The organism is Enterobacter cloacae complex sp. 342H5, assembly GCF_050030905.1.
Classification (GTDB): domain Bacteria; phylum Pseudomonadota; class Gammaproteobacteria; order Enterobacterales; family Enterobacteriaceae; genus Enterobacter; species Enterobacter intestinihominis.
Map to the genome: position 1 here is coordinate 3344506 of NZ_JBLGVB010000001.1, position 20969 is coordinate 3365474.

Sequence of the window (20969 nt, forward strand, 5' to 3'; positions counted from 1 at the left end):
ACAGTATCATATTCAGGCGAATTTTGCGGTATTACTCTTTAAAATCGTTCGCTTCCAGCTCGTGGCGTGAGAGCAATTTATAGAACTCGGTACGGTTACGCCCGGCCATGCGCGCCGCGTGGGTCACGTTGCCTTTGGTGATTTGCAGCAGCTTGCGCAGATAGTTCAGCTCGAACTGATTTCGCGCTTCCGCAAACGTCGGTAAGGCCGTGTTTTCCCCCTCGAGCGCCTGCTCCACCAGCGCATCGCTGATCACCGGCGATGACGTCAGCGCCACGCACTGCTCAATCACGTTCACCAGCTGGCGTACGTTACCCGGCCAGCTTGCGGTCATCAGGCGTTTCATCGCATCGGTGGAGAACGCGCGCACAAACGGTTTGTGGCGGTCAGCGGCCTGGCGCAAAAGGTGATTTGCCAGCAGCGGGATATCTTCCGCACGCTCGGCCAGCGCCGGGATTTTCAGGTTGACGACATTCAGTCGATAGTAGAGATCTTCGCGGAACTCGTTGCGCGCCATCACCTTGGGTAAATCACGGTGGGTGGCGGAAATAATACGCACGTTGATATCGATATCGCGGTTGCTGCCGAGCGGACGTACTTTCCGCTCCTGCAACACGCGCAGCAATTTGACCTGCAGCGGCGCGGGCATATCGCCAATTTCATCAAGAAACAGCGTGCCCCCCTCAGCCGCCTGGAACAGCCCTTCACGGCTGCTCACCGCGCCGGTAAAGGCGCCGCGGGCATGGCCGAAGAGCTCTGATTCGAGCAGCTGCTCCGGCAACGCGCCACAGTTGATGGCAATAAAGGCATTTTTACTGCGCGGGCTGGCGTTGTGGATCGCCTGGGCCAGGATCTCTTTCCCGGTCCCGCTCTGGCCGTTGATCAGCACGCTAACGTCGGATTGCGCCACCATCCGCGCCTGTTCCAGCAGGCGCAGCATTACAGGGCTACGCGTCACGATGGATTCACGCCAGGCGTCGTCGCCGGATGGCGCCGCGTGCTCAAGGGCGCTGTCGATCGCTTTATAGAGGGCGTCTTTATCCACCGGTTTGGTGAGGAAGCTGAATACCCCCTGCTGCGTCGCTGCCACCGCATCAGGAATAGATCCGTGAGCGGTGAGGATAATCACCGGCATCCCGGGCTGCTGCTTCTGGATCTCCGTGAACAGTTGCAGGCCATCCATTTCATCCATGCGCAAATCGCTGATCACCAGATCGATTTTCTCACGGCTGAGCACTTTCAGCCCCTCCTGCCCGCTTTCAGCGGTGACCACGCTGTAGCCTTCGCTGACCAGACGCATCCCCAGCAGCTTTAACAGCCCGGGATCGTCATCCACCAGTAACAGATGGGCAGGTTTACGGCTTGTCATGGCTTCACATCCTCTTGTTTCGGCGTCTCACTGTCTGGCGTCGTGGCAGAGTTGCCTTTCGACCCATCAGGCAGATAGCTGCCTGCCGGCTTACGCGTCGAGAGCTGTCTTTCGATATCGGTCAGATTTTCGAGCTTGCGGGTGGTGGTTTCCAGCTGCTCGCGCAGCGACTCCTGCTGCTGGCGAAGCACATCAAGCTCGCTGTCGCTTGACTGCTGCAATTTGCTGTAGCGGAAACGCTCTTCAGACAGCTGTAATTGCAGGGTTTGTCCGTCCCGCCAGAGCTGATAGACCGGGCGCACCTGCGGGGGAATATTGATCACGTAAGTATCCAGCCGCGTCACGTTGGCGCGGCGTTCGACAGGCGTGATTCTGGCATCCGCCATCACGATCCCGCGTTTAAATGCGTCCTGCCAGGTATCGTCCACCAGCATCGCCGCCTGGGCACGGGCCTCGGCGGGCGCCAGCCGCTGGGCGCAGTCTATTCCGCGCAGCCAGAACAGCGGATTGGATTCAACATCACGCCCCGACAGGCTCCAGATATCATCGCAACGTGTCGAAAGGAAATCAGCCAGCTGTTTTTGCGGCCATTTATCTTCCTGTTTGTGGCTAATTGCACTTTTCGGTGCATGGGTTACACAGCCTGCCAGCAGTAAGCAGGGCAGGCTGAGGCGCACATTTTTGCTGGAAAACACCGCGCGCAATGCGCGGTAAAAGACATGTGACATACTCACCAGGTTGTTATTCATTTCATTGATTTTTCCGGCTCAAGAGGCAGTTCGATACGAAAACAGACATCGGCGCGTTCATCACTCACGATATTAAGCTCACCCTGCATGCGTCGTATGCAGTCGCGGGCAATACTCAGCCCCAGACCACTTCCTTTTACCGCACCTTTTCGCTGATGACTCCCCTGGAAGAAGGGTTCAAAGATCATCGTTTTTTCATCATCCGGAATCGGGCTTCCGGTATTCGCTACGTCAATAAATACCCGCGAACCGTTGTTATTGCTTCTGATATAAATGGTACCGGATTCAGTACCATAGTGCACCGCATTGGAATAAAGATTATCCAGTACGCTCATTAACAGCATCGGTTCTGCAAGACAGGCTGGCGCGTTGAGTTCCACCTGGGTATGCATCATTTTAGCTCTTGCTGGCAGGCTATGGGCGGAGATCACCATGTCCACCAGCGGTTCAATCTCAACGCTTTCAAGCACCACAGCACCATCCGCCAGCTTGCGGTTATAGTCCAGCAGTTGTTCAATAAGCTTTTGTAAATTGCGGCTGCTGGCATCCAGAATCGCCACGATCTCTTTTTGCTCAAGGGTTAACGGCCCCGCCACTTCGTCGGCCAGCAGTTCCGTACCTTCACGCATGCTGGCCAGCGGCGTTTTGAGTTCGTGTGAGATATGGCGCAGGAACTGGTGGCGCTGCGATTCCAGCCACGCCAGGCGCTCTGAAAGCCAGATGATGCGTTGACCGACCGAGCGCAGCTCGCGCGGGCCTTTAAAAACGACCGTATCCCCGAGAGATTTACCCTCCCCCAGGCGGTTAATCATCCGCTGGATCCCCTTCACGGGGCCGATGATCATGCGGGTAAAGAGCAGCACCAGCCCCAGGCTGACGAGGAACAGCACCAGCGCCTGCCAGCCGAAGAACTGGCCGCGCTCGGCAATCTCCTGCTGGAGCTGCTGACCACGGGAAAAGATAACCGTACGGGTGGACTGAACCATCTCCGTATTGGCGTTCGCGAAGGCTTCAAGTCGGGCGGCGGCGGCGGCATCAGGACCGCTGTTTTTGCACTGGAGCTGCGCCAGATCGTTCAGATCCTGACGCAGCGCCTGATAGAGTTTGTCATCTGGCAGCACCCCGGCGTGGGCGTCCAGCATTTCGCTGTAGCGTTTACGCTGGTTCTGATAGACCCTCTCCAGCGTGCGATCATCAAGCACGCAGTACTGGCGATAGCTACGCTCCATCTCAAGCGCGGCGTTGGTCATCGCCTCGCTACGGCGAGCATCAATAAGCGTGGTGCGGTTAGTCAGGGCCGCCTGTGCACTTAACGCGTTCAGGCTTTGCCAGGCCTGCCAGGCCAGAACCAGCAAAGGTAGCAGGATCAGCAGGAAGGCCATCATAACGAGCTGTCGCAGGGAGCGAGGGAAAGCGGGCCAGCGTTTCAACACATTACTCTCTTCATCCGGGTTTGAGGAGAGCGTAACTGAGTCTGCCCTTCAGATACAACAAAGCCGGGTAAAAACCCGGCTTTGTCATGGAATAAGGCGGTGCCTAACTCGACGTTTCGCCCTGGCCTGATAAAGCATTGCAATAATCAGTAGTTGGACGGCAGGCACCTTTTTGTGCGTCATTCGAAGTTTATGTAGCACGTCCCGAAGGGGCTGACATAAGAAGGTGAATGAGCCACTGGTTACTATTATGCAACACGCGTGCCAGATTGCAAAAATTAACGCTATCCTTATGATTAGTAATATTTTTATTATCAAAACGTATTGATTGTTACGTGAATGATTTTCAGGCTAAGTGTCGCTATTAAGCAACACCTTAACGGGAACCTGTCCTGCCGCATATAAATCAACAGGTTAAATGTCTCCTTTTGGAGACACTCAGACCAGAGAGTTGTCGCGTTTTTGCGACAGAGACAAAAAAGCCCGGTGGCGCTCGCGCTTACCGGGCCTACAGTCAGGGCGTAGAAACTTAACCTAGTTGTTTACGTGCGTTGCGGAAAATGCGCATCCACGGGCTGTCCTCGCCCCAGTTTTCCGGGTGCCAGGAGTTGCTCACGGTACGGAAGACACGCTCCGGGTGCGGCATCATAATCGTCACCCGACCGCTTTCGCTGGTGACCGCGGTAATGCCATTTGCCGAACCGTTCGGGTTAGCCGGATAGGTTTCGGTGACCTTGCCAAAGTTATCAACAAAGCGCAGCGCCACCAGTCCTTTGCTTTCAAGCTGAGCCAGGTGCGCCGCATCACGGACTTCAACCTGACCTTCACCGTGCGAAACCGCGATTGGCATCTGCGAACCGACCATCCCCTGCAACAGCAGAGACGGGCTTTGGGTTACTTCTACCAGGCTGAAGCGCGCTTCAAAGCGGTCAGACTGGTTACGCACAAAGCGCGGCCAGGCTTCGCTGCCCGGGATCAGCTCGCGCAGGTTAGACATCATCTGACAGCCGTTACACACGCCCAGCGCCAGCGTCTGCGGACGATGGAAGAAGGTTTCGAACTCGTCACGCACGCGGCTGTTGAACAGGATGGACTTCGCCCAGCCCTCGCCCGCACCCAGCACGTCACCGTAGGAGAACCCCCCGCAGGCAACCAGCGCCTGGAAATCATCCAGCCCGGTACGCCCGGCCAGCAGGTCGCTCATGTGGACGTCGATGGCGTCAAAGCCCGCGCGGTGGAAGGCGGCCGCCATCTCAACGTGGGAGTTAACGCCCTGTTCGCGCAGCACGGCCACTTTCGGACGCGCACCGGTCGCAATGTACGGCGCGGCAATGTCTTCGTTGATGTCGAAGGTGAGCTTCACGTTCAGGCCAGGATCGTTGTCGTTCGCCTTCGCGTTATGCTCCTGATCGGCACATTCCGGGTTGTCACGCAGGCGCTGCATCTGCCAGGTGGTTTCCGCCCACCACATACGCAACGTGGTGCGGCTTTCGCTGAACACCGGGTGGCCGTCGGCTTCAATCACGAAGCGGTCGCCCTGCACCGCTTTACCGAGATAGCGCACGCAGTCTGCAAGACCGTGCTGCGCCAGAATCGCTTCCACCGCGTCGCGATCTGCGGCGCGTACCTGAATGACCGCGCCAAGCTCTTCGTTAAACAGCGCCGCCAGGCGGTCTTCGCCAAGCGTTGCAATGTTTGCTTCAACGCCGCAGTGGCCGGTGAAGGCCATCTCTGCCAGCGTCACCAGCAGGCCGCCATCGGAACGGTCGTGGTAGGCCAGCAGCTTACGCTGCGCCACCAGCGCCTGAATTGCGTCGTAGAAGCCTTTCAGCTGAGCGACGTCGCGCACGTCGGCTGGCTTTTCGCCGAGCTGGCGGTAAACCTGTGCCAGCGCGGTGGCACCCAGCGCGTTATGGCCTTTACCGAGGTCAATCAGCAGCAGGGCGTTATCTTCAGTGGAAAGCTGCGGCGTAACGGTATGACGCACGTCTTCCACGCGCGCAAACGCGGTGATCACCAGCGACAGAGGCGAAGTCATCTCGCGCTGCTCGCTGCCTTCCTGCCAGCGGGTTTTCATCGACATGGAGTCTTTACCCACCGGAATGGTCAGGCCGAGCGCAGGACACAGCTCTTCACCCACCGCTTTTACCGCTTCGTACAGGCCCGCGTCTTCGCCAGGGTGACCGGCAGCGGCCATCCAGTTCGCGGAAAGTTTGATGCGTTTGATGTCGCCAATCTGCGTCGCGGCGATATTGGTCAGCGCTTCACCGACCGCCAGACGGGCAGAAGCGGCGAAGTCCAGCAGAGCCACCGGGGTGCGTTCACCCAGCGCCATCGCTTCGCCGTAGTAGCTGTCGAGGCTCGCGGTGGTCACGGCGCAGTTAGCGACCGGGATCTGCCACGGGCCGACCATCTGATCGCGTGACACCATACCGGTCACGGTACGGTCGCCGATGGTGACCAGGAAGGTTTTCTCCGCCACCGCAGGCAGGTGCAGCACGCGGTTAACCGCTTCCGCCACAATAATGCCCTGACGATCCAGCGCTTTACCCGCCGCTTTGCGGGTTGTAACGTCGCGGGTCATCTTCGGCGTTTTGCCGAGAAGCACGTCGAGCGGCAGATCGATCGGCTGGTTGTCGAAATGGGTATCACTGAGAGTCAGGTGCTGCTCTTCGGTCGCTTCACCGATGACGGCATACGGCGCGCGCTCGCGGCGGCACAGCTCGTCAAACAGCGGCAGCTGATCGGCAGCAACCGCCAGCACGTAGCGCTCCTGGGATTCGTTACACCAGATTTCCAGCGGGCTCATGCCTGGCTCATCGCTCAGGATATCGCGCAGGTTGAAGCGCCCGCCGCGACCGCCGTCGCTCACCAGTTCCGGCATGGCGTTAGAGAGTCCACCCGCGCCCACGTCGTGGATGAACAGAATCGGGTTGGCATCGCCGAGCTGCCAGCAGCGGTCGATCACTTCCTGACAGCGGCGCTCCATTTCCGGGTTGTCGCGCTGCACGGACGCGAAGTCGAGATCCGCATCAGACTGGCCGGAAGCCATAGACGAGGCTGCACCACCGCCCAGACCAATGTTCATTGCCGGGCCGCCGAGCACGATCAGCTTCGCGCCCACGACGATCTTACCTTTTTGCACGTGATCGGCGCGAATGTTGCCGATCCCGCCCGCCAGCATAATTGGTTTGTGGTAGCCGCGCAGCTCTTCGCCGTTGTGGCTGTCCACTTTCTCTTCGTAGGTACGGAAGTAACCGTTCAGCGCCGGACGACCAAATTCATTGTTGAACGCCGCGCCGCCCAGCGGGCCTTCGGTCATGATATCCAGCGCGGTCACAATGCGCTCTGGCTTGCCGAAATCTTCTTCCCACGGCTGTTCAAAGCCCGGGATACGCAGGTTGGAAACGGAGAAACCGACCAGACCCGCTTTTGGTTTCGCGCCGCGACCGGTCGCACCTTCGTCACGGATTTCACCGCCGGAGCCGGTCGCCGCACCCGGCCACGGAGAGATGGCCGTCGGGTGGTTGTGGGTTTCCACTTTCATCAGGATATGCGCAGGCTCCTGGTGGAAGTCATAGCGCCCTGCTTCGCGGTCGGCGAAGAAGCGGCCCACCTCGGAACCTTCCATCACCGCGGCGTTGTCTTTATAGGCAGACAGCACGTGGTCAGGGGTTTGCTCCATGGTGTTTTTGATCATTTTGAACAGCGACTTCGGCTGCTGTTCGCCGTCGATAATCCAGTCGGCGTTGAAAATTTTGTGGCGGCAGTGCTCGGAGTTGGCCTGCGCGAACATATACAGTTCGATGTCGTTCGGGTTGCGATTCAGCTTAACGAATGCATCCTGAAGGTAGTCGATTTCATCTTCTGCGAGCGCCAGACCAAGACGCAGGTTTGCGTCGATCAGCGCCTGACGCCCCTGCCCCAGCAGATCCACGCTCTGTACCGGCGCAGGCTGATGGTGGGAGAACAGTTTCTGCGCATCATCCAGAGAGTCAAACACGCTCTCCATCATGCGGTCGTGCAGCTCCGCTGTGACGGCCTGCCACTGCACGTCGCTCAGGGTTGACGCTTCCACATAGTACGCCACGCCGCGCTCCAGACGGTTAATCTGGCTCAGGCCGCAGTTGTGAGCGATGTCGGTGGCTTTGGAAGACCAGGGGGAGATGGTGCCAGGACGTGGCGTGGCGAGGATTAATTTGCCGGTCGGCGTATGGCTGCTCAGGCTTGGGCCATATTTAAGCAGACGTTCCAGCTGTACGCGCTCCTCTGCATTCAGGGGGGCATTCAGGTCAGCAAAATGGACATACTCAGCGTAAATATTGCTTACCGGAAGGTCGGCCGCCTGAAAACGTGCCAGCAGTTTATTAATACGGAAGGCAGACAGTGCAGGCGAACCACGCAGAATTTCCATCATAAGTCTCTCGTCTTCGAAGCGCCGGGGCGCTTACAGTGTGCGCAAGGGGGGAAAACGGGCGTCATTATAGAGAATCCTGAGCGCCGACGAAACCGTTTGCGTCGAAATAAAATCATCCTTTTTGTTTAACAATAGATGTGACCTGTCTCTCTAATTGGTTGCCAACTGGCGCTACTTTGCGCAAAATGCCGCTCAATCAATGGCAAACTCTACTCTTAACATGACTACAGCACACTGAGGCAACCGGCGTCGCAGAGAATTAACTAATTGAAAAAATTAAAGATTAATTATCTGCTCATCGGCATTGTTACGTTGCTGCTGGCAGTGGCCCTCTGGCCGTCTATCCCCTGGTTCGGCAAAGCCGAAAACCGTATCGCCGCCATTCAGGAGCGGGGGGAGTTGCGCGTCAGTACCCTCTCCTCTCCGCTTATATACGACGATATCAACGGTAAAACCATTGGTCTTGATTACGAACTGGCACAGCTGTTTGCGGACTATCTGGGCGTGAAGCTGAAAGTCACCGTGCGGCAGAACATCAACCAGCTGTTTGATGATTTAGACCATGACCGTGCCGATATTCTCGCCGCAGGTCTGGTGTACAACAGCGAACGCAGCAAAAATTATCAGCCGGGCCCGACCTATTACTCTGTGTCGCAGCAGGTGGTTTATCGTGTGGGTAGCTTGCGCCCGCGCTCACTGGCCGACATTACCGACCAGCAATTGACCATTGCGCCGGGCCATGTGGTGATTGACGATCTGCGGGCGTTGAAAGAGAAAAAATACCCGAACCTCAGCTGGACGGTCGATCCTAAACTCGGCACTACCGAATTGCTGGAGCAGGTAAAAGATAAAAAGCTGGCCTATACCATTGCTGATTCGGTGGCGATCAGCCTTTTCCAGCGCGTTCATCCTGAAATCGCCGTGGCGCTGGATGTGACCGATGAACAGCCGGTAACCTGGTTTACCCAGTTAGACGACGATCAAACCGTCTCTGCGGCTATGCTCGATTTCTTTAATTCCATCAATGAAGACGGCACCCTGGCGCGTCTGGAAGAGAAATATCTCGGTCACGGTGACGATTTTGATTACGTTGACACCCGCTCCTTCCTGCGCGCGGTGGATAGCGTGCTGCCGGACCTGCAACCGCTGTTCGAGAAGTACGCTCAGGAGATTGACTGGAAGTTACTGGCGGCAATTTCCTACCAGGAATCGCACTGGGATGCTCAGGCCACCTCCCCCACGGGCGTGCGCGGGTTGATGATGCTGACCAAAAATACCGCGCAGAGCCTCGGCATTAGCGATCGAACCGATGCGGAACAGAGCATCAGCGGCGGCGCGCAATATTTACAGGATATGATGGCGAAAGTGCCGGAGACGGTTCCTGAAGGGGAGCGGATCTGGTTTGCGCTGGCCGCCTATAACATGGGTTATGCCCATATGCTCGACGCGCGGACGCTGACGGCAAAAACCAAAGGTAACCCGGACAGCTGGTCTGATGTAAAACAGCGCCTGCCGCTGCTTAGCCAGAAACAGTGGTACCAGAAGCTGACGTACGGCTATGCGCGCGGGCATGAAGCGTATGCCTACGTAGAAAATATTCGTAAGTATCAGATAAGCCTGGTGGGATATCTGCTGGAGAAAGAAAAAGAGGCGGCCGAGGCGCAACAGCTGGCTGAAAGCTATCCGGTGGTCGCACCGGACGAGCTTAATCACCCTGCGGTTTCAATTCTGCCTTTTGTTGCTTTTTCTGCAGCCGACGCATTCGAAAAAAGTCACTTAACAGACCCGAACATTCTGGTGCAAGTACCCCGCCGATAGTTTTCACCTGGTGGTTCATCCCCGGATGCCCAAGCACGTCCATCAGTGAACCAGCAGCGCCCGTTTTTTCATCCCGCGCGCCAAACACCAGCGTACCGATTCGGCTGTGCACCATCGCCCCGGAGCACATCACGCACGGTTCAAGGGTGACGTACAGAGTGGTATCAAGCAGACGATAGTTTTGCAGCACCAGTCCGCCCTGACGCAGCGCCATAATTTCAGCATGCGCGGTAGGATCGTGACGGCCAATCGGACGGTTCCACCCTTCACCAATTACCTGATTGTTATGGACCAGCACCGCGCCCACGGGAACTTCACCCTCTTCCCAGGCGCGCTGAGCCAGCGCCAGCGCGTGGCGCATCCAGTATTCATGATTGTGTTCAGGGTTGGACAAGGGCTGATACTCCAGTCGAAAAGCGGGCGGCATTATACACAGCCGGTACAGATAAGACTATTCGAGTTGCTGAAGTTCGCCCAGAGGCGTGACGCGCCAGCGGTGCTGGCAAAAATAGAGCAGCGGGTTGTCCTGCTTGCTGTCGCTGTAGCCGCTGTACAGACGCAGCGGCGTACCGATGCGTTTCTCCAGCTGCACCACTTTTTCATGTCCGAGGCAGCGCAGGGTAAGCACCCAGCCGCCGTAGCCGCGCGCGATCTGCGTGGCGATAAGGTTTACGCGCGGCAGCCAGGGCGTATCATAATAGACCTGCTCTACCAGCGTCTGCGGGGAGCCGGTAATCAGCCAGATATCGGCATCGTTGGCGTCGAGATAGCTGGTCAGGCGCGCCTGGACCACGGGAAACGCGGCGACGTGCCCGCGAAACCAGTGGGCAAAATCCTGTTCAAGCTGCTTAAGACGCGCTTCGCTATGACCAAACGTGCATCCCCAGAGCAGCAGGCTCATCGGCCAGCGCGCTGAACGGCCTTTCACCAGTAGCGCGATGCCAATAACGGGTAAAAGGGGCAATACCAGCAACGCGTTAAGGGGCTGGCGCCGCAGCAGATAGCGCATAAAGGTGCCGAACATATCCTGCTGATGCAGCGTTCCATCCAGATCAAAAAAGACAACGCGACGCTCGTGATTTGCCAAACCTTACTCCTCTGGGTCGTTGAATCCTAATAGCCAGGTAAACAGGAACCCGGCGATCACCGCTACCAGATAGCCTAACAGATAGAGCATCACTTTTCCGGTCACGATGGTTAATGCCAGCGGTAAACCGGAAATCCCGAAGGTGATAACGGTCGCCACTTTCCAGTAGCTAATCAACGCCCCGCCCACCGCGCCACCGAGACAGGCGGCCAGGAACGGCTTGCCCAGCGGCAGCGTAACGCCGAAAATCAGCGGCTCGCCGATACCGAGCAACCCGACCGGCAACGCTCCTTTAATGACCTTTTTCAGACGCGCGTTGCGGGTTTTCATCAGCACCGCGATGGCCGCGCCGACCTGCCCAACGCCCGCCATCGACAGGATCGGCAGCAGGGCGTTATAGCCGTGCGCCTGTACCAGTTCGACGTGAATCGGCACTAGCCCCTGATGCAGACCGGTCAGCACTAACGGCAGGAAGGTTCCGGACAGCACAGCCCCCACCAATAACCCACCGCGATCGATAGCCAGAGACGCGCCGTGGGCGATGGCTTCAGAGATGGCGCCACCTAACGGTTGCAGCGCCACAATCGCCACGCTCCCGGTAATCAATGTGGTCAGCAGCGGGTTGAGGATCAGCTCAATCGAGCCTGGCAGCACCGCGCGCAGCTTTTTCTCGATCCAGCACATCAGAATGACCACCAGCAGCACGGCAATCACCCCGCCGCGGCCAGGCTGAAGCGCCTCGCCAAACAGCGTAATCTGCGCCAGCTGCGGGCTGGAGAGGATACCCGCCATAACGCCGCCCATCGCCAGCGAGCCGCCAAACACTTTGGCCGTGTTCACCCCCACCAGAATGTTCATGATGGCAAACACCGCGCTGCCGAAAATCGCCAGAATACCCAGCAGGTTCGGATACTGCGTGGCAAAATCCCCGACAATATCCGGACGCTTAAGAATATTGATAATCCCGGTGATCAGCCCCGACGCGATAAACGCCGGGATCAGCGGAATAAAGACGTTAGCCAGCTGGCGCAGCGCATCGCTCATAGGGGCTTTGTATTTGGCTTTCGCCTGCGCTTTGGTGCGTTCCGCATCGTCAAAGGCGGGAGCCGTTTCACCGCCCGTCATCAGGGCGCGCATGGCATCTACCACCTGCGCCGCTTTGCCCGGACCGACAATCAACTGGTGCTGTTGCCCCTGCTTAACGTACCCGCTCACGCCGGGAAGCTGCTTAAGGCGCGTCAAATCAAGCTGTTCGTCGTTATGCACCTCGACGCGAACACGCGTCATACAGTTCTCAAGACGCTGAATATTTTTTTCCCCACCGATCCCGAGCAGGATGTCGCTGGCGAGCGCTGCTGTTTTGTCCATACACGCCTCTTATTGGTGTTCTAATGCCGCCCGTAAAAACCCGTGATGGGCTTCGAGTCTGGCTCTGGCCGCGGCTGCATCCAGCCCGGTTAATATCATCAGAATGGCGGGTTTTACATCGTGATCGGTCTGCTGAAGCACCTTTTCCGCCTCTTCACGACTGGCGCCTGTCGCTTCCATCACCATGCGACACGCTCTGTCCACCAGCTTGATGTTAGTGGCCTGCATATCCACCATCAGGTTTTGGTAGACCTTGCCAAATTTCACCATCGCGCCGGTGGAGATCATATTGAGCACCAGCTTCTGCGCGGTACCCGACTTCAGCCGTGTGGAGCCGGTGAGCGCTTCCGGCCCGACGACCGGAGAGATGGCAATGGCGGCCACCTGCGCAATCGGCGAGCCCGGGTTACAGGAGATGGCCACTGTGGTGCACCCGGTCTGTCTGGCATATTCCAGTCCACCAATGACGTACGGCGTACGACCAGAAGCCGCCAGCCCGACCACCAGATCCTGCGCGGTCAGGTTTAGCGCCCTGAGATCATCTTCCCCAAGCTGTTTATTGTCTTCTGCCCCTTCTACCGCTTTCAGCAGCGCGCCGGGGCCACCGGCAATCAGGCCAACGACCAGCCCGTGCGGAACGCCAAAAGTCGGCGGACATTCTGAGGCATCCAGCACACCGAGGCGCCCACTGGTTCCCGCTCCCATATAAATAATGCGTCCTCCTGCTTTCAGAGCGTCGGCAGCGGCGTCTACGGCTTTTGCTACCTCAGGCAATGTCTCTTTGACTGCCAGCGCGACGAGGGTATCCTGTTGATTAAAGCGGTTTACCAGCTCCAGCGTGGACAGTGCATCAAGATCCATGGTTTGCGGGTTACGCGTTTCAGAAACAAGAGAGCCAAGATTCATGTTATTTACCTCTGGAATTTTTAATTCATAATAAACGCACTATAATGGAATATAAAATTCATTCAGGCGAGCAAAATTCGTATTTGCGCGGGTAATCACATTTTCGCCAGGAGACCGTATGAACTGTTTAATTCGTATTCGTCAGCGCTACGCAGGGTTTGCCCAGAGTGATAAAAAGCTGGCGGATTTTTTACTTTCTCAGCCCGATCGCGCGCGACACCTCAGCTCCCAGCAGCTGGCAGGCGAAGCCGGGGTGAGCCAGTCGAGCGTGGTGAAATTCGCCCAGAAAATAGGCTATAAGGGCTTTCCGGCGCTAAAGCTGGCGATCAGTGAAGCACTGGTGAGCAACCCGAATCCGCAGTCAATGCCGGTGCATAACCAGATCCGTGGCGACGATCCGATGCGTCTGGTGGGCGAAAAGCTGATCAAGGAGAACGTGGCGGCAATGCATGCCACGCTGGATGTAAACACGGAAGAGAAGCTGCTGGAAAGCGTAGCCATGCTTCGCGACGCGCGGCGTATTGTGTTGACCGGGATCGGCGCCTCCGGACTGGTTGCGCGTAACTTTGGCTGGAAGCTGACAAAAATCGGCTATAACGCCATCGTTGAACAGGATATGCACGCGCTGCTGGCGACCGTGCAGGCCATGGATCCTGACGATTTACTGCTGGCCATCTCCTATTCCGGCGAGCGACGTGAAATTAATATGGCCACTGACGAAGCCCTGCGCGTAGGGGGAAAAATTCTGGCGATTACCGGATTTAGCCCGAATGCGCTCCAGCAACGGGCAACCCGCTGCCTGTATACCATTGCCGAGGAACAGGCCACTCGCAGCGCGGCGATTTCGTCGACGAGTGCGCAGATGATGCTGACGGACCTGCTGTTTATGGCGCTGGTTCAGCAGGATCTGGAGCGTGCGCCAGAACGTATTCGGCACAGCGAAGAGCTGGTAAAAAAACTGGTTTGAACAACGAATGAGCGTATAATGCCCGCCCTGTTTGTGATGTTTCTGAGAATTTCCTGATGGCGCTGTTAATCACCAAAAAATGCATCAACTGCGATATGTGCGAACCCGAATGCCCGAACCAGGCGATTTCGATGGGCGACAGCATTTATGAGATTAACAGCGACCGCTGCACCGAATGCATCGGCCACTATGAAACGCCGACCTGCCAGAAGGTGTGCCCAATTCCCAATACGATCTTAAAAGATCCGGCACACGTCGAGAACGAAGAACAGTTGTGGGATAAGTTTGTCCTGATGCACCATGCGGACAAAATTTAACTCTCAATAATCACCGTCGCACAGGCATAGTGGCGTTCATCTGCAAGCGTTACGTGCATGTGCGCCACGCCCAGCTTTTCCGCCAGCTTAAGCGCCTCGCCCCATAAACGCAGACGTGGCTTACCCAGCTCATCGTTAAACACTTCAAACTGGTTAAACGCCAGGCCGTTACGAATGCCCGTGCCGAACGCTTTCGCCGCCGCCTCTTTTACCGCGAAGCGCTTTGCCAGAAAGCGCACCGGCTGTTGATGCGCCTCCCAGATAGCCCATTCGTTATCGCTCAGCACGCGTCTTGCGAGGCGATCGCCGCTGCGGGCGATCACCGCTTCAATGCGGGCTATTTCGACGATGTCGGTGCCTAAGCCCAGAATAGCCATTACTGACGCGCTTCCAGCATCAGGCGCTTCATCTCGGACACCGCCTCTTTCAGGCCGCTCATCACCGCACGACCAATAATGGCGTGGCCAATGTTCAGCTCATGCATTTCCGGCAGGGCAGCAATGGCTTTTACGTTGTGATAAGTCAGGCCGTGACCGGCGTTCACCTTCAGTCCCAGGCTCGCGGCGTAGGTTGCCGCTTTGGCGATTCGCTCCAGCTCTTTCGCCTGCGCTGCGTCGTTTTCGGCATCGGCATAGCAGCCGGTGTGAATTTCAATATACGGCGCGCCCACGTCGGCAGCGGCTTTAATCTGGGTGAAATCGGCGTCGATAAATAAAGATACCAGGATACCGGCATCCGCCAGGCGTTTGCAGGCATCGCGCATTTTGTCGAGCTGCCCGGCCACATCGAGACCGCCTTCGGTGGTCACTTCCTGACGCTTTTCCGGCACCAGGCAGCAGAAATGCGGTTTGGTCTCGCAGGCAATCGCCAGCATCTCTTCTGTCACCGCCATCTCCAGGTTCATGCGGGTATCCAGCGTCTGACGCAGGATGCGCACGTCGCGGTCAGTGATGTGGCGACGATCTTCACGCAAGTGGACGGTAATGCCGTCGGCGCCAGCCTGCTCAGCGATAAATGCCGCCTGAACCGGATCGGGATACGCGGTACCGCGTGCATTACGTAACGTGGCGATGTGATCGATATTGACGCCTAACAGTAATTCAGCCATGACAATCCTCGGTATTTTTGGTCATTTACCTTCTCCCTCTCCCTCCGGGAGAGGGCTGGGGTGAGGGGTAAAACATTAGCGTTTCGGCATAAACTGCCTGAATAATTCGCGGCTCTTTAAAGGTTTGCCCCCAAGGTACGGCTTGAGCGCGATTCGGGTAAAGCGTTTTGCCGCACGCAGGGTGTCGGCGTCCGGGAACTCGCGTTCATACAGTGCTCTGAGCTGGCGCCCGGTAAAAGTGCTGTTATCGACGACGACACTGGCAATAAAGCCCTTTTCCTCACGATAGCGATAGGTCATGGTGTCTTCTACCTCGTCCCCGCTCCCCGCACAGTGCAGAAAATCAACGCCGTAACCAAGGTGCCCGAGCAGCGCCAGTTCGAAACGACGCAGCACAGGCTCAGGGGTGCCGGTTGCGCCAGCAAGTGCCTGAATACAGTGCAGGTAATCAAAGAAAAGTTCAGAGAAGCGGGTCTCATGTTCAAGAACCCGTGAAATGAGTTCGTTGACATACAAACCGCTGTAGAGCGTGATACCAGAAAGAGGAAGCGCCAGGGAGACGGCTTCAGCACTGCGCAGGGTTTTGACTTCCCCTCGCCCGCCAAAGCGGACCAGCAGCGGGGTGAAAGGCTGCAAGGCACCTTTCAGATTAGAACGTCTGGAACGTGCGCCTTTGGCAACAAGGCGCACGCGACCGGACTCTTCCGTGAAGACGTCCAGCATCAGGCTGGTTTCGCTCCAGGGACGACTATGCAGGACAAAGGCGCGCTGCCATCCATCCATATGCTCGTCGTCTTAGGTTACTGATCTTCGCCGTAACCGAGGCTGCGCAGCGCACGCTCATCATCGGCCCAGCCAGATTTCACTTTCACCCACAGTTCCAGGTGAACCGGTGCTTCAAACATGTCCATCATGTCTTTACGGGCTTCGATTCCGATAGTTTTGATCTTGGCACCTTTATTGCCGATCACCATCTTCTTCTGCCCTTCTCGCTCAACGAGGATCAGACCGTTAATATCGTAGCCGCCACGCTCGTTGCTCTGGAAACGCTCGATCTCCACCGTCACAGAGTACGGCAGTTCAGCGCCCAGGAAACGCATCAGCTTCTCACGGATGATTTCAGACGCCATAAAACGCTGAGAGCGATCGGTGATGTAGTCTTCCGGGAAGTGATGAGTCGCTTCCGGCAGATGTTTACGCACGATGCCCGCGATGGTATCGACGTTCAGACCCGTTTCCGCAGACAGCGGGACGATGTCCAGGAAGTTCATCTGGCTGCCCAGCCATTGCAGATGCGGCAGCAGATCGGCTTTTTCCTGCACGTTGTCCACTTTATTGACCGCGAGGATCACCGGCGTTTTGCCGTCACGCAGCTTGTTCAGGACCATTTCGTCGTCCGGCGTCCAGCGGGTGCCTTCCACAACGAAAATCACCAGCTCTACGTCGCCAATGGAGCTGCTCGCCGCCTTGTTCATCAGACGGTTGATGGCACGCTTCTCTTCCATGTGCAGGCCCGGGGTATCGACGTAGATCGCCTGATAAGCGCCTTCAGTATGGATACCAACGATGCGGTGACGCGTGGTCTGCGCCTTACGCGAGGTAATGGAAATCTTCTGTCCAAGCAGATTATTCAACAGGGTGGATTTGCCAACGTTCGGACGTCCGACGATGGCAATAAATCCGCAATACGTTTTTTCTTCGCTCATTCCAGCTCCAGCATTTTTAACGCCTGTTCGGCGGCAGCCTGTTCAGCCTTACGACGGCTTGAACCCGTGCCGACCACCGGTTCACTCAGGCCACTGACCTGGCAATGGATGGTAAATTCCTGATCGTGCGCTTCGCCACGTACCTGCACCACCAGATAGGATGGCAGCGGGAGGTGACGACCCTGCAAATATTCTTGCAGACGCGTTTTCGGATCTTTTTGTTTATCGCCCGGGCTGATTTCGTCCAGACGGGTCTGATACCAGTTCAGGATCATCTTTTCTACGGTCTGGATATCGCTGTCCAGGAACACGCCACCGATTAATGCCTCGACCGTATCGGCAAGAATGGATTCACGACGGAACCCACCACTTTTCAGCTCACCCGGCCCCAGACGCAGACACTCACCCAGCTCAAACTCGCGTGCGATTTCAGCGAGGGTGTTGCCGCGCACCAGCGTGGCGCGCATGCGGCTCATATCACCTTCGTCCACACGCGGAAAACGATGATAAAGCGCATTTGCAATCACGAAACTTAAAATAGAGTCGCCTAAAAACTCGAGACGCTCATTATGTTTGCTGCTGGCACTGCGATGGGTTAATGCCTGTTGCAACAACTCCTGATGATGAAAAGTGTAGCCCAGCTTCCGTTGAAGCCGATTAATTACGATGGGGTTCATGCGATACCAATAAATGAATGCGTCAAAAATGCAGCACACGAAACCGACCTGAGAAAACCAACGCGGTTTCGTGTGCCGTGGCACCCTTGCAGGGCCAACCTTAAACTTCGGGGGAATATTCTATACGCAACGACAGGGGATGTCGTTAGTTCAAAGAGATTTATCGCTGAAATAATTCACGTAGCGGCGAATAAAAGCCGCTACGTGTTATTTTTGACGAAAATTAATGAATTCCGCCAATACGATTCAGGCGAACGCCGGTCGGCCACTCGCCTTCCTGCTTCTCGAAACTCATCCAGATAGCGGTTGCTTTACCGACCAGATTCGCTTCCGGCACAAAGCCCCAGTAACGGCTGTCCGCAGAGTTATCGCGGTTGTCACCCATCATGAAGTAGTGTCCCGGCGGCACAATCCAGGTCGCCAGCTGCTGGCCTGGCTGCTGGTAGTACATTGCTAGCTGGTCCTGTGCGATTGGCACGGTCAGAATGCGGTGAGTGACATCGCCCAGCGTCTCTTTGCGTTCAACCAGACGAATACCGTTCTCTTTGGTTTCACCTTTTGGCACCTGGAAGAATCCGCTGGTCGCTTCACCGCCATTACGGCGGGCGAAGGTCTGCACAAAATCACCTGGCTCAACGTTGGAGTAAGTGACTGGCAGCGCATTTTCACATGCAGTTCCAGAGCTACAGCCTGGCTGAATCCTCACTTCCTTCGCTATCGGATCGTAGGTTACTTTATCGCCCGGCAGACCTACCGCGCGTTTAATATAATCCAGCCGTGGATCTTCCGGATATTTAAACACCACGATGTCGCCACGTTTCGGATGACCCGTTTCGATCAGCGTTTTCTGGTAGATCGGATCTTTGATGCCATAGGCAAACTTCTCAACCAGAATGAAATCACCGATCAACAGCGTTGGCATCATCGATCCTGACGGGATCTGGAACGGTTCATAGATAAATGAACGCACCACCAGCACAATCGCCAGCACCGGGAAGACCGATGCCCCTGTTTCCAGCCAGCCCGGTTTTGGGCCGACTTTTTTCAGGGTTTTCGCGTCCAGCGTATCGCCCGTGGCTGCCTGCGCGGCAGCCTGACGTTCACGGCGTTTTGGGGCGAAGATAAACTTATCCAGGCACCATAACAGACCTGTTACCAGGGTAGCGATGACCAGGATCAGGGCAAACATGTTCGCCATGCCAACTCCTTAAGGTTATTTACCGTTTCCGTCTTTACCAACATGAAGGATGGCAAGGAATGCTTCCTGCGGCAGCTCAACGTTACCGACCTGCTTCATACGCTTCTTACCTTCTTTCTGCTTCTGCAACAGCTTTTTCTTACGGCTGACGTCGCCGCCGTAGCACTTAGCCAGAACGTTTTTACGCAGCTGCTTCACGGTTGAACGGGCAATGATGTGGTTACCAATGGCCGCCTGAATCGCAATGTCAAACTGCTGACGCGGGATCAGCTCTTTCATCTTCTCAACCAGCTCACGACCGCGGTACGGTGCGTTATCGTTGTGGGTGATCAGCGCCAGGGCATCAACTCGCTCGCCGTTGATCAGCACGTCCACGCGAACCATGTTGGAGGCCTGGAAGCGTTTGAAGTTGTAGTCCAGTGACGCATAGCCACGGGAGGTAGACTTCAGACGGTCGAAGAAGTCGAGCACCACTTCCGCCATCGGAATTTCATAGGTCAGCGCCACCTGGTTACCGTGGTACACCATGTTGGTCTGCACGCCACGCTTCTCAATACACAGGGTGATCACGTTGCCGAGGAACTCCTGCGGCAGCAGCATGTGACACTCTGCGATAGGCTCGCGCAGTTCCTGAATATTATTCAGCGGCGGGAGCTTGGAAGGGCTGTCGACGTAGATCACCTCTTTCGACGTGGTTTCTACTTCGTAGACAACCGTCGGGGCGGTGGTGATCAGATCCAGATCGTATTCACGCTCCAGACGTTCCTGAATGATCTCCATGTGCAGCAGACCGAGGAAGCCACAGCGGAAGCCGAAGCCCAGCGCCGTTGAGCTTTCTGGCTCATAGAACAGGGAAGCATCGTTGAGGCTCAGCTTTCCGAGCGCATCGCGGAAGTTTTCGTAATCGTCGGAGCTGACCGGGAACAGACCCGCATAAACCTGCGGTTTCACCTTTTTGAAGCCTGGCAGCGCTTTATCTGCCGGGTTACGTGCGCCGGTCAGGGTATCGCCCACTGGCGCGCCGAGGATGTCTTTAATTGCACAGACCAGCCAACCCACTTCGCCGCATTTCAGTTCGGTACGGTCAACCTGTTTTGGCGTGAAGATGCCGAGGCGGTCAGCGTTGTAGACCTGCCCGGTGCTCATGACCTTGATTTTGTCGCCTTTACGCATGGTGCCGTTTTTAATACGCACCAGCGAGACAACGCCCAGGTAGTTATCAAACCAGGAGTCGATGATCAGCGCCTGGAGCGGCGCATCCGGGTCACCTTCCGGCGGCGGAATGTCACGCACCAGACGTTCCAGTACATCCGGAACACCTACGCCGGTTTTTGCCGAGCAGCGCACTGCATCGGTCGCATCGATACCGACGATGTCTTCAATTTCTTCCGCTACGCGCTCAGGATCGGCGGCTGGCAGGTCGATTTTATTCAGAACCGGCACCACTTCGAGATCCATTTCCATGGCGGTATAGCAGTTTGCCAGCGTCTGGGCCTCTACGCCCTGCCCGGCATCCACCACCAGCAGCGCGCCTTCGCAGGCCGCCAGCGAGCGTGACACTTCATAAGAGAAGTCAACGTGCCCTGGGGTGTCGATAAAGTTCAGCTGGTAGGTTTCACCATCGGAAGCCTTATAGTCGAGCGTCACGCTCTGGGCTTTAATGGTAATACCGCGTTCGCGTTCCAGGTCCATGGAGTCCAGAACCTGGGCTGCCATTTCACGATCAGACAGGCCACCGCAAATCTGGATAATACGGTCAGACAGCGTCGACTTACCGTGGTCAATGTGAGCAATGATCGAAAAGTTACGTATGTTCTTCATATAGTTAAATAATTATGCCTTACGAATT

At 56.5% G+C, this 20969-nt stretch carries 18 protein-coding genes; 3 read left to right on the forward strand and 15 right to left on the reverse strand.

The window, feature by feature from the left end; genetic code table 11:
* Window positions 1–31: 31 nt before the first annotated feature.
* The 4 genes from glrR to purL all read right to left on the reverse strand — a co-directional run bounded on the left by glrR (window position 32) and on the right by purL (window position 7968).
* Window positions 32–1369, reverse strand: coding sequence for a two-component system response regulator GlrR (gene glrR, locus ACQG03_RS15900; RefSeq protein WP_015572150.1), 1338 nt, complete (start codon window positions 1367–1369; stop codon window positions 32–34).
* Entirely contained in the window at window positions 1366–2118 is a 753-nt protein-coding gene (qseG, locus tag ACQG03_RS15905) for a two-component system QseEF-associated lipoprotein QseG (protein WP_426726137.1), read from the reverse strand. Before qseG ends, glrR begins: the two co-directional genes overlap by 4 nt.
* On the reverse strand, window positions 2115–3548 hold the full coding sequence (qseE, locus tag ACQG03_RS15910; protein ID WP_113788122.1) for a two component system sensor histidine kinase QseE/GlrK: 1434 nt from the start codon (window positions 3546–3548) through the stop codon (window positions 2115–2117). The genes qseG and qseE overlap by 4 nt, the downstream gene beginning before the upstream one ends.
* 532 nt (window positions 3549–4080) lie before the next feature.
* Window positions 4081–7968: a phosphoribosylformylglycinamidine synthase gene (purL, locus tag ACQG03_RS15915; protein ID WP_426726138.1), complete on the reverse strand. Its 3888-nt coding sequence runs from the start codon at window positions 7966–7968 to the stop codon at window positions 4081–4083.
* A 267-nt stretch (window positions 7969–8235) separates the two neighbouring features.
* On the opposite strand from purL, the gene mltF reads away from it, so the two are divergent.
* Complete coding sequence (gene mltF / locus ACQG03_RS15920) at window positions 8236–9786, forward strand: membrane-bound lytic murein transglycosylase MltF (RefSeq protein ID WP_032623752.1); 1551 nt, start codon at window positions 8236–8238, stop codon at window positions 9784–9786.
* On the opposite strand, the gene tadA is transcribed toward mltF, so the two are convergent.
* From tadA to murQ, 4 genes are read right to left on the reverse strand one after another with little or no spacing between them, the layout of a single operon-like run.
* On the reverse strand, window positions 9674–10213 hold the full coding sequence (gene tadA, locus ACQG03_RS15925) for a tRNA adenosine(34) deaminase TadA (RefSeq protein ID WP_023300729.1): 540 nt from the start codon (window positions 10211–10213) through the stop codon (window positions 9674–9676). The genes mltF and tadA overlap by 113 nt on opposite strands.
* A gap of 24 nt (window positions 10214–10237) precedes the next feature.
* Complete coding sequence (gene yfhb, locus ACQG03_RS15930) at window positions 10238–10873, reverse strand: phosphatidylglycerophosphatase C (RefSeq protein WP_022649033.1); 636 nt, start codon at window positions 10871–10873, stop codon at window positions 10238–10240.
* Between the two features lie 3 nt (window positions 10874–10876).
* A complete protein-coding gene (locus tag ACQG03_RS15935; RefSeq protein WP_023306720.1) occupies window positions 10877–12241 on the reverse strand; it encodes a PTS transporter subunit EIIC in 1365 nt (454 codons plus the stop codon).
* A gap of 9 nt (window positions 12242–12250) precedes the next feature.
* Window positions 12251–13147 (reverse strand): N-acetylmuramic acid 6-phosphate etherase, encoded by an 897-nt coding sequence (gene murQ, locus ACQG03_RS15940; RefSeq protein ID WP_023306721.1) that lies wholly within the window; start codon window positions 13145–13147, stop codon window positions 12251–12253.
* Window positions 13148–13265: 118 nt separating this feature from the next.
* Here murQ and ACQG03_RS15945 point away from each other — a divergent pair, with 118 nt between their 5' ends.
* Window positions 13266–14114: a MurR/RpiR family transcriptional regulator gene (locus ACQG03_RS15945; RefSeq protein WP_023300733.1), complete on the forward strand. Its 849-nt coding sequence runs from the start codon at window positions 13266–13268 to the stop codon at window positions 14112–14114.
* 56 nt (window positions 14115–14170) lie between these two features.
* Window positions 14171–14431: a YfhL family 4Fe-4S dicluster ferredoxin gene (locus ACQG03_RS15950; RefSeq protein WP_023300734.1), complete on the forward strand. Its 261-nt coding sequence runs from the start codon at window positions 14171–14173 to the stop codon at window positions 14429–14431.
* On the opposite strand, the gene acpS is transcribed toward ACQG03_RS15950, so the two are convergent.
* The 7 genes from acpS to lepA all read right to left on the reverse strand — a co-directional run bounded on the left by acpS (window position 14428) and on the right by lepA (window position 20941).
* Window positions 14428–14808 carry a holo-ACP synthase gene (acpS, locus tag ACQG03_RS15955; protein WP_015572144.1) on the reverse strand — a complete coding sequence of 127 codons (381 nt, stop codon included), beginning with the start codon at window positions 14806–14808 and terminating at the stop codon, window positions 14428–14430. The genes ACQG03_RS15950 and acpS overlap by 4 nt on opposite strands.
* Window positions 14808–15539 (reverse strand): pyridoxine 5'-phosphate synthase, encoded by a 732-nt coding sequence (gene pdxJ, locus ACQG03_RS15960; RefSeq protein WP_015572143.1) that lies wholly within the window; start codon window positions 15537–15539, stop codon window positions 14808–14810. Before pdxJ ends, acpS begins: the two co-directional genes overlap by 1 nt.
* A gap of 75 nt (window positions 15540–15614) precedes the next feature.
* Window positions 15615–16322, reverse strand: coding sequence for a DNA repair protein RecO (gene recO, locus ACQG03_RS15965; protein WP_015572142.1), 708 nt, complete (start codon window positions 16320–16322; stop codon window positions 15615–15617).
* Window positions 16323–16339: 17 nt separating this feature from the next.
* Window positions 16340–17245 carry a GTPase Era gene (gene era, locus ACQG03_RS15970; RefSeq protein ID WP_022649038.1) on the reverse strand — a complete coding sequence of 302 codons (906 nt, stop codon included), beginning with the start codon at window positions 17243–17245 and terminating at the stop codon, window positions 16340–16342.
* Window positions 17242–17922 carry a ribonuclease III gene (gene rnc, locus ACQG03_RS15975; protein ID WP_023300736.1) on the reverse strand — a complete coding sequence of 227 codons (681 nt, stop codon included), beginning with the start codon at window positions 17920–17922 and terminating at the stop codon, window positions 17242–17244. The genes era and rnc overlap by 4 nt, the downstream gene beginning before the upstream one ends.
* A 223-nt stretch (window positions 17923–18145) precedes the next feature.
* The gene (gene lepB, locus ACQG03_RS15980; protein WP_022649040.1) at window positions 18146–19120 is read right to left on the reverse strand and encodes a signal peptidase I; all 975 of its coding nucleotides are present in this window, start codon (window positions 19118–19120) and stop codon (window positions 18146–18148) included.
* Between the two features lie 15 nt (window positions 19121–19135).
* Window positions 19136–20941: a translation elongation factor 4 gene (gene lepA / locus ACQG03_RS15985; protein WP_022649041.1), complete on the reverse strand. Its 1806-nt coding sequence runs from the start codon at window positions 20939–20941 to the stop codon at window positions 19136–19138.
* Window positions 20942–20969: the final 28 nt, after the last annotated feature.

Coding starts and splice junctions, on each gene's coding strand:
- recO (WP_015572142.1), bottom strand. CDS start 16,322: ATGGATGGATGGCAGCGCGCCTTTGTCCTGCATAGTCGTCCCTGGAGC.
- acpS (WP_015572144.1), bottom strand. CDS start 14,808: ATGGCTATTCTGGGCTTAGGCACCGACATCGTCGAAATAGCCCGCATT.
- murQ (WP_023306721.1), bottom strand. CDS start 13,147: ATGAATCTTGGCTCTCTTGTTTCTGAAACGCGTAACCCGCAAACCATG.
- lepA (WP_022649041.1), bottom strand. CDS start 20,941: ATGAAGAACATACGTAACTTTTCGATCATTGCTCACATTGACCACGGT.
- pdxJ (WP_015572143.1), bottom strand. CDS start 15,539: ATGGCTGAATTACTGTTAGGCGTCAATATCGATCACATCGCCACGTTA.
- rnc (WP_023300736.1), bottom strand. CDS start 17,922: ATGAACCCCATCGTAATTAATCGGCTTCAACGGAAGCTGGGCTACACT.
- ACQG03_RS15950 (WP_023300734.1), top strand. CDS start 14,171: ATGGCGCTGTTAATCACCAAAAAATGCATCAACTGCGATATGTGCGAA.
- lepB (WP_022649040.1), bottom strand. CDS start 19,120: ATGGCGAACATGTTTGCCCTGATCCTGGTCATCGCTACCCTGGTAACA.
- era (WP_022649038.1), bottom strand. CDS start 17,245: ATGAGCGAAGAAAAAACGTATTGCGGATTTATTGCCATCGTCGGACGT.
- glrR (WP_015572150.1), bottom strand. CDS start 1,369: ATGACAAGCCGTAAACCTGCCCATCTGTTACTGGTGGATGACGATCCC.
- ACQG03_RS15945 (WP_023300733.1), top strand. CDS start 13,266: ATGAACTGTTTAATTCGTATTCGTCAGCGCTACGCAGGGTTTGCCCAG.
- qseG (WP_426726137.1), bottom strand. CDS start 2,118: ATGAATAACAACCTGGTGAGTATGTCACATGTCTTTTACCGCGCATTG.
- tadA (WP_023300729.1), bottom strand. CDS start 10,213: ATGCCGCCCGCTTTTCGACTGGAGTATCAGCCCTTGTCCAACCCTGAA.
- purL (WP_426726138.1), bottom strand. CDS start 7,968: ATGATGGAAATTCTGCGTGGTTCGCCTGCACTGTCTGCCTTCCGTATT.
- ACQG03_RS15935 (WP_023306720.1), bottom strand. CDS start 12,241: ATGGACAAAACAGCAGCGCTCGCCAGCGACATCCTGCTCGGGATCGGT.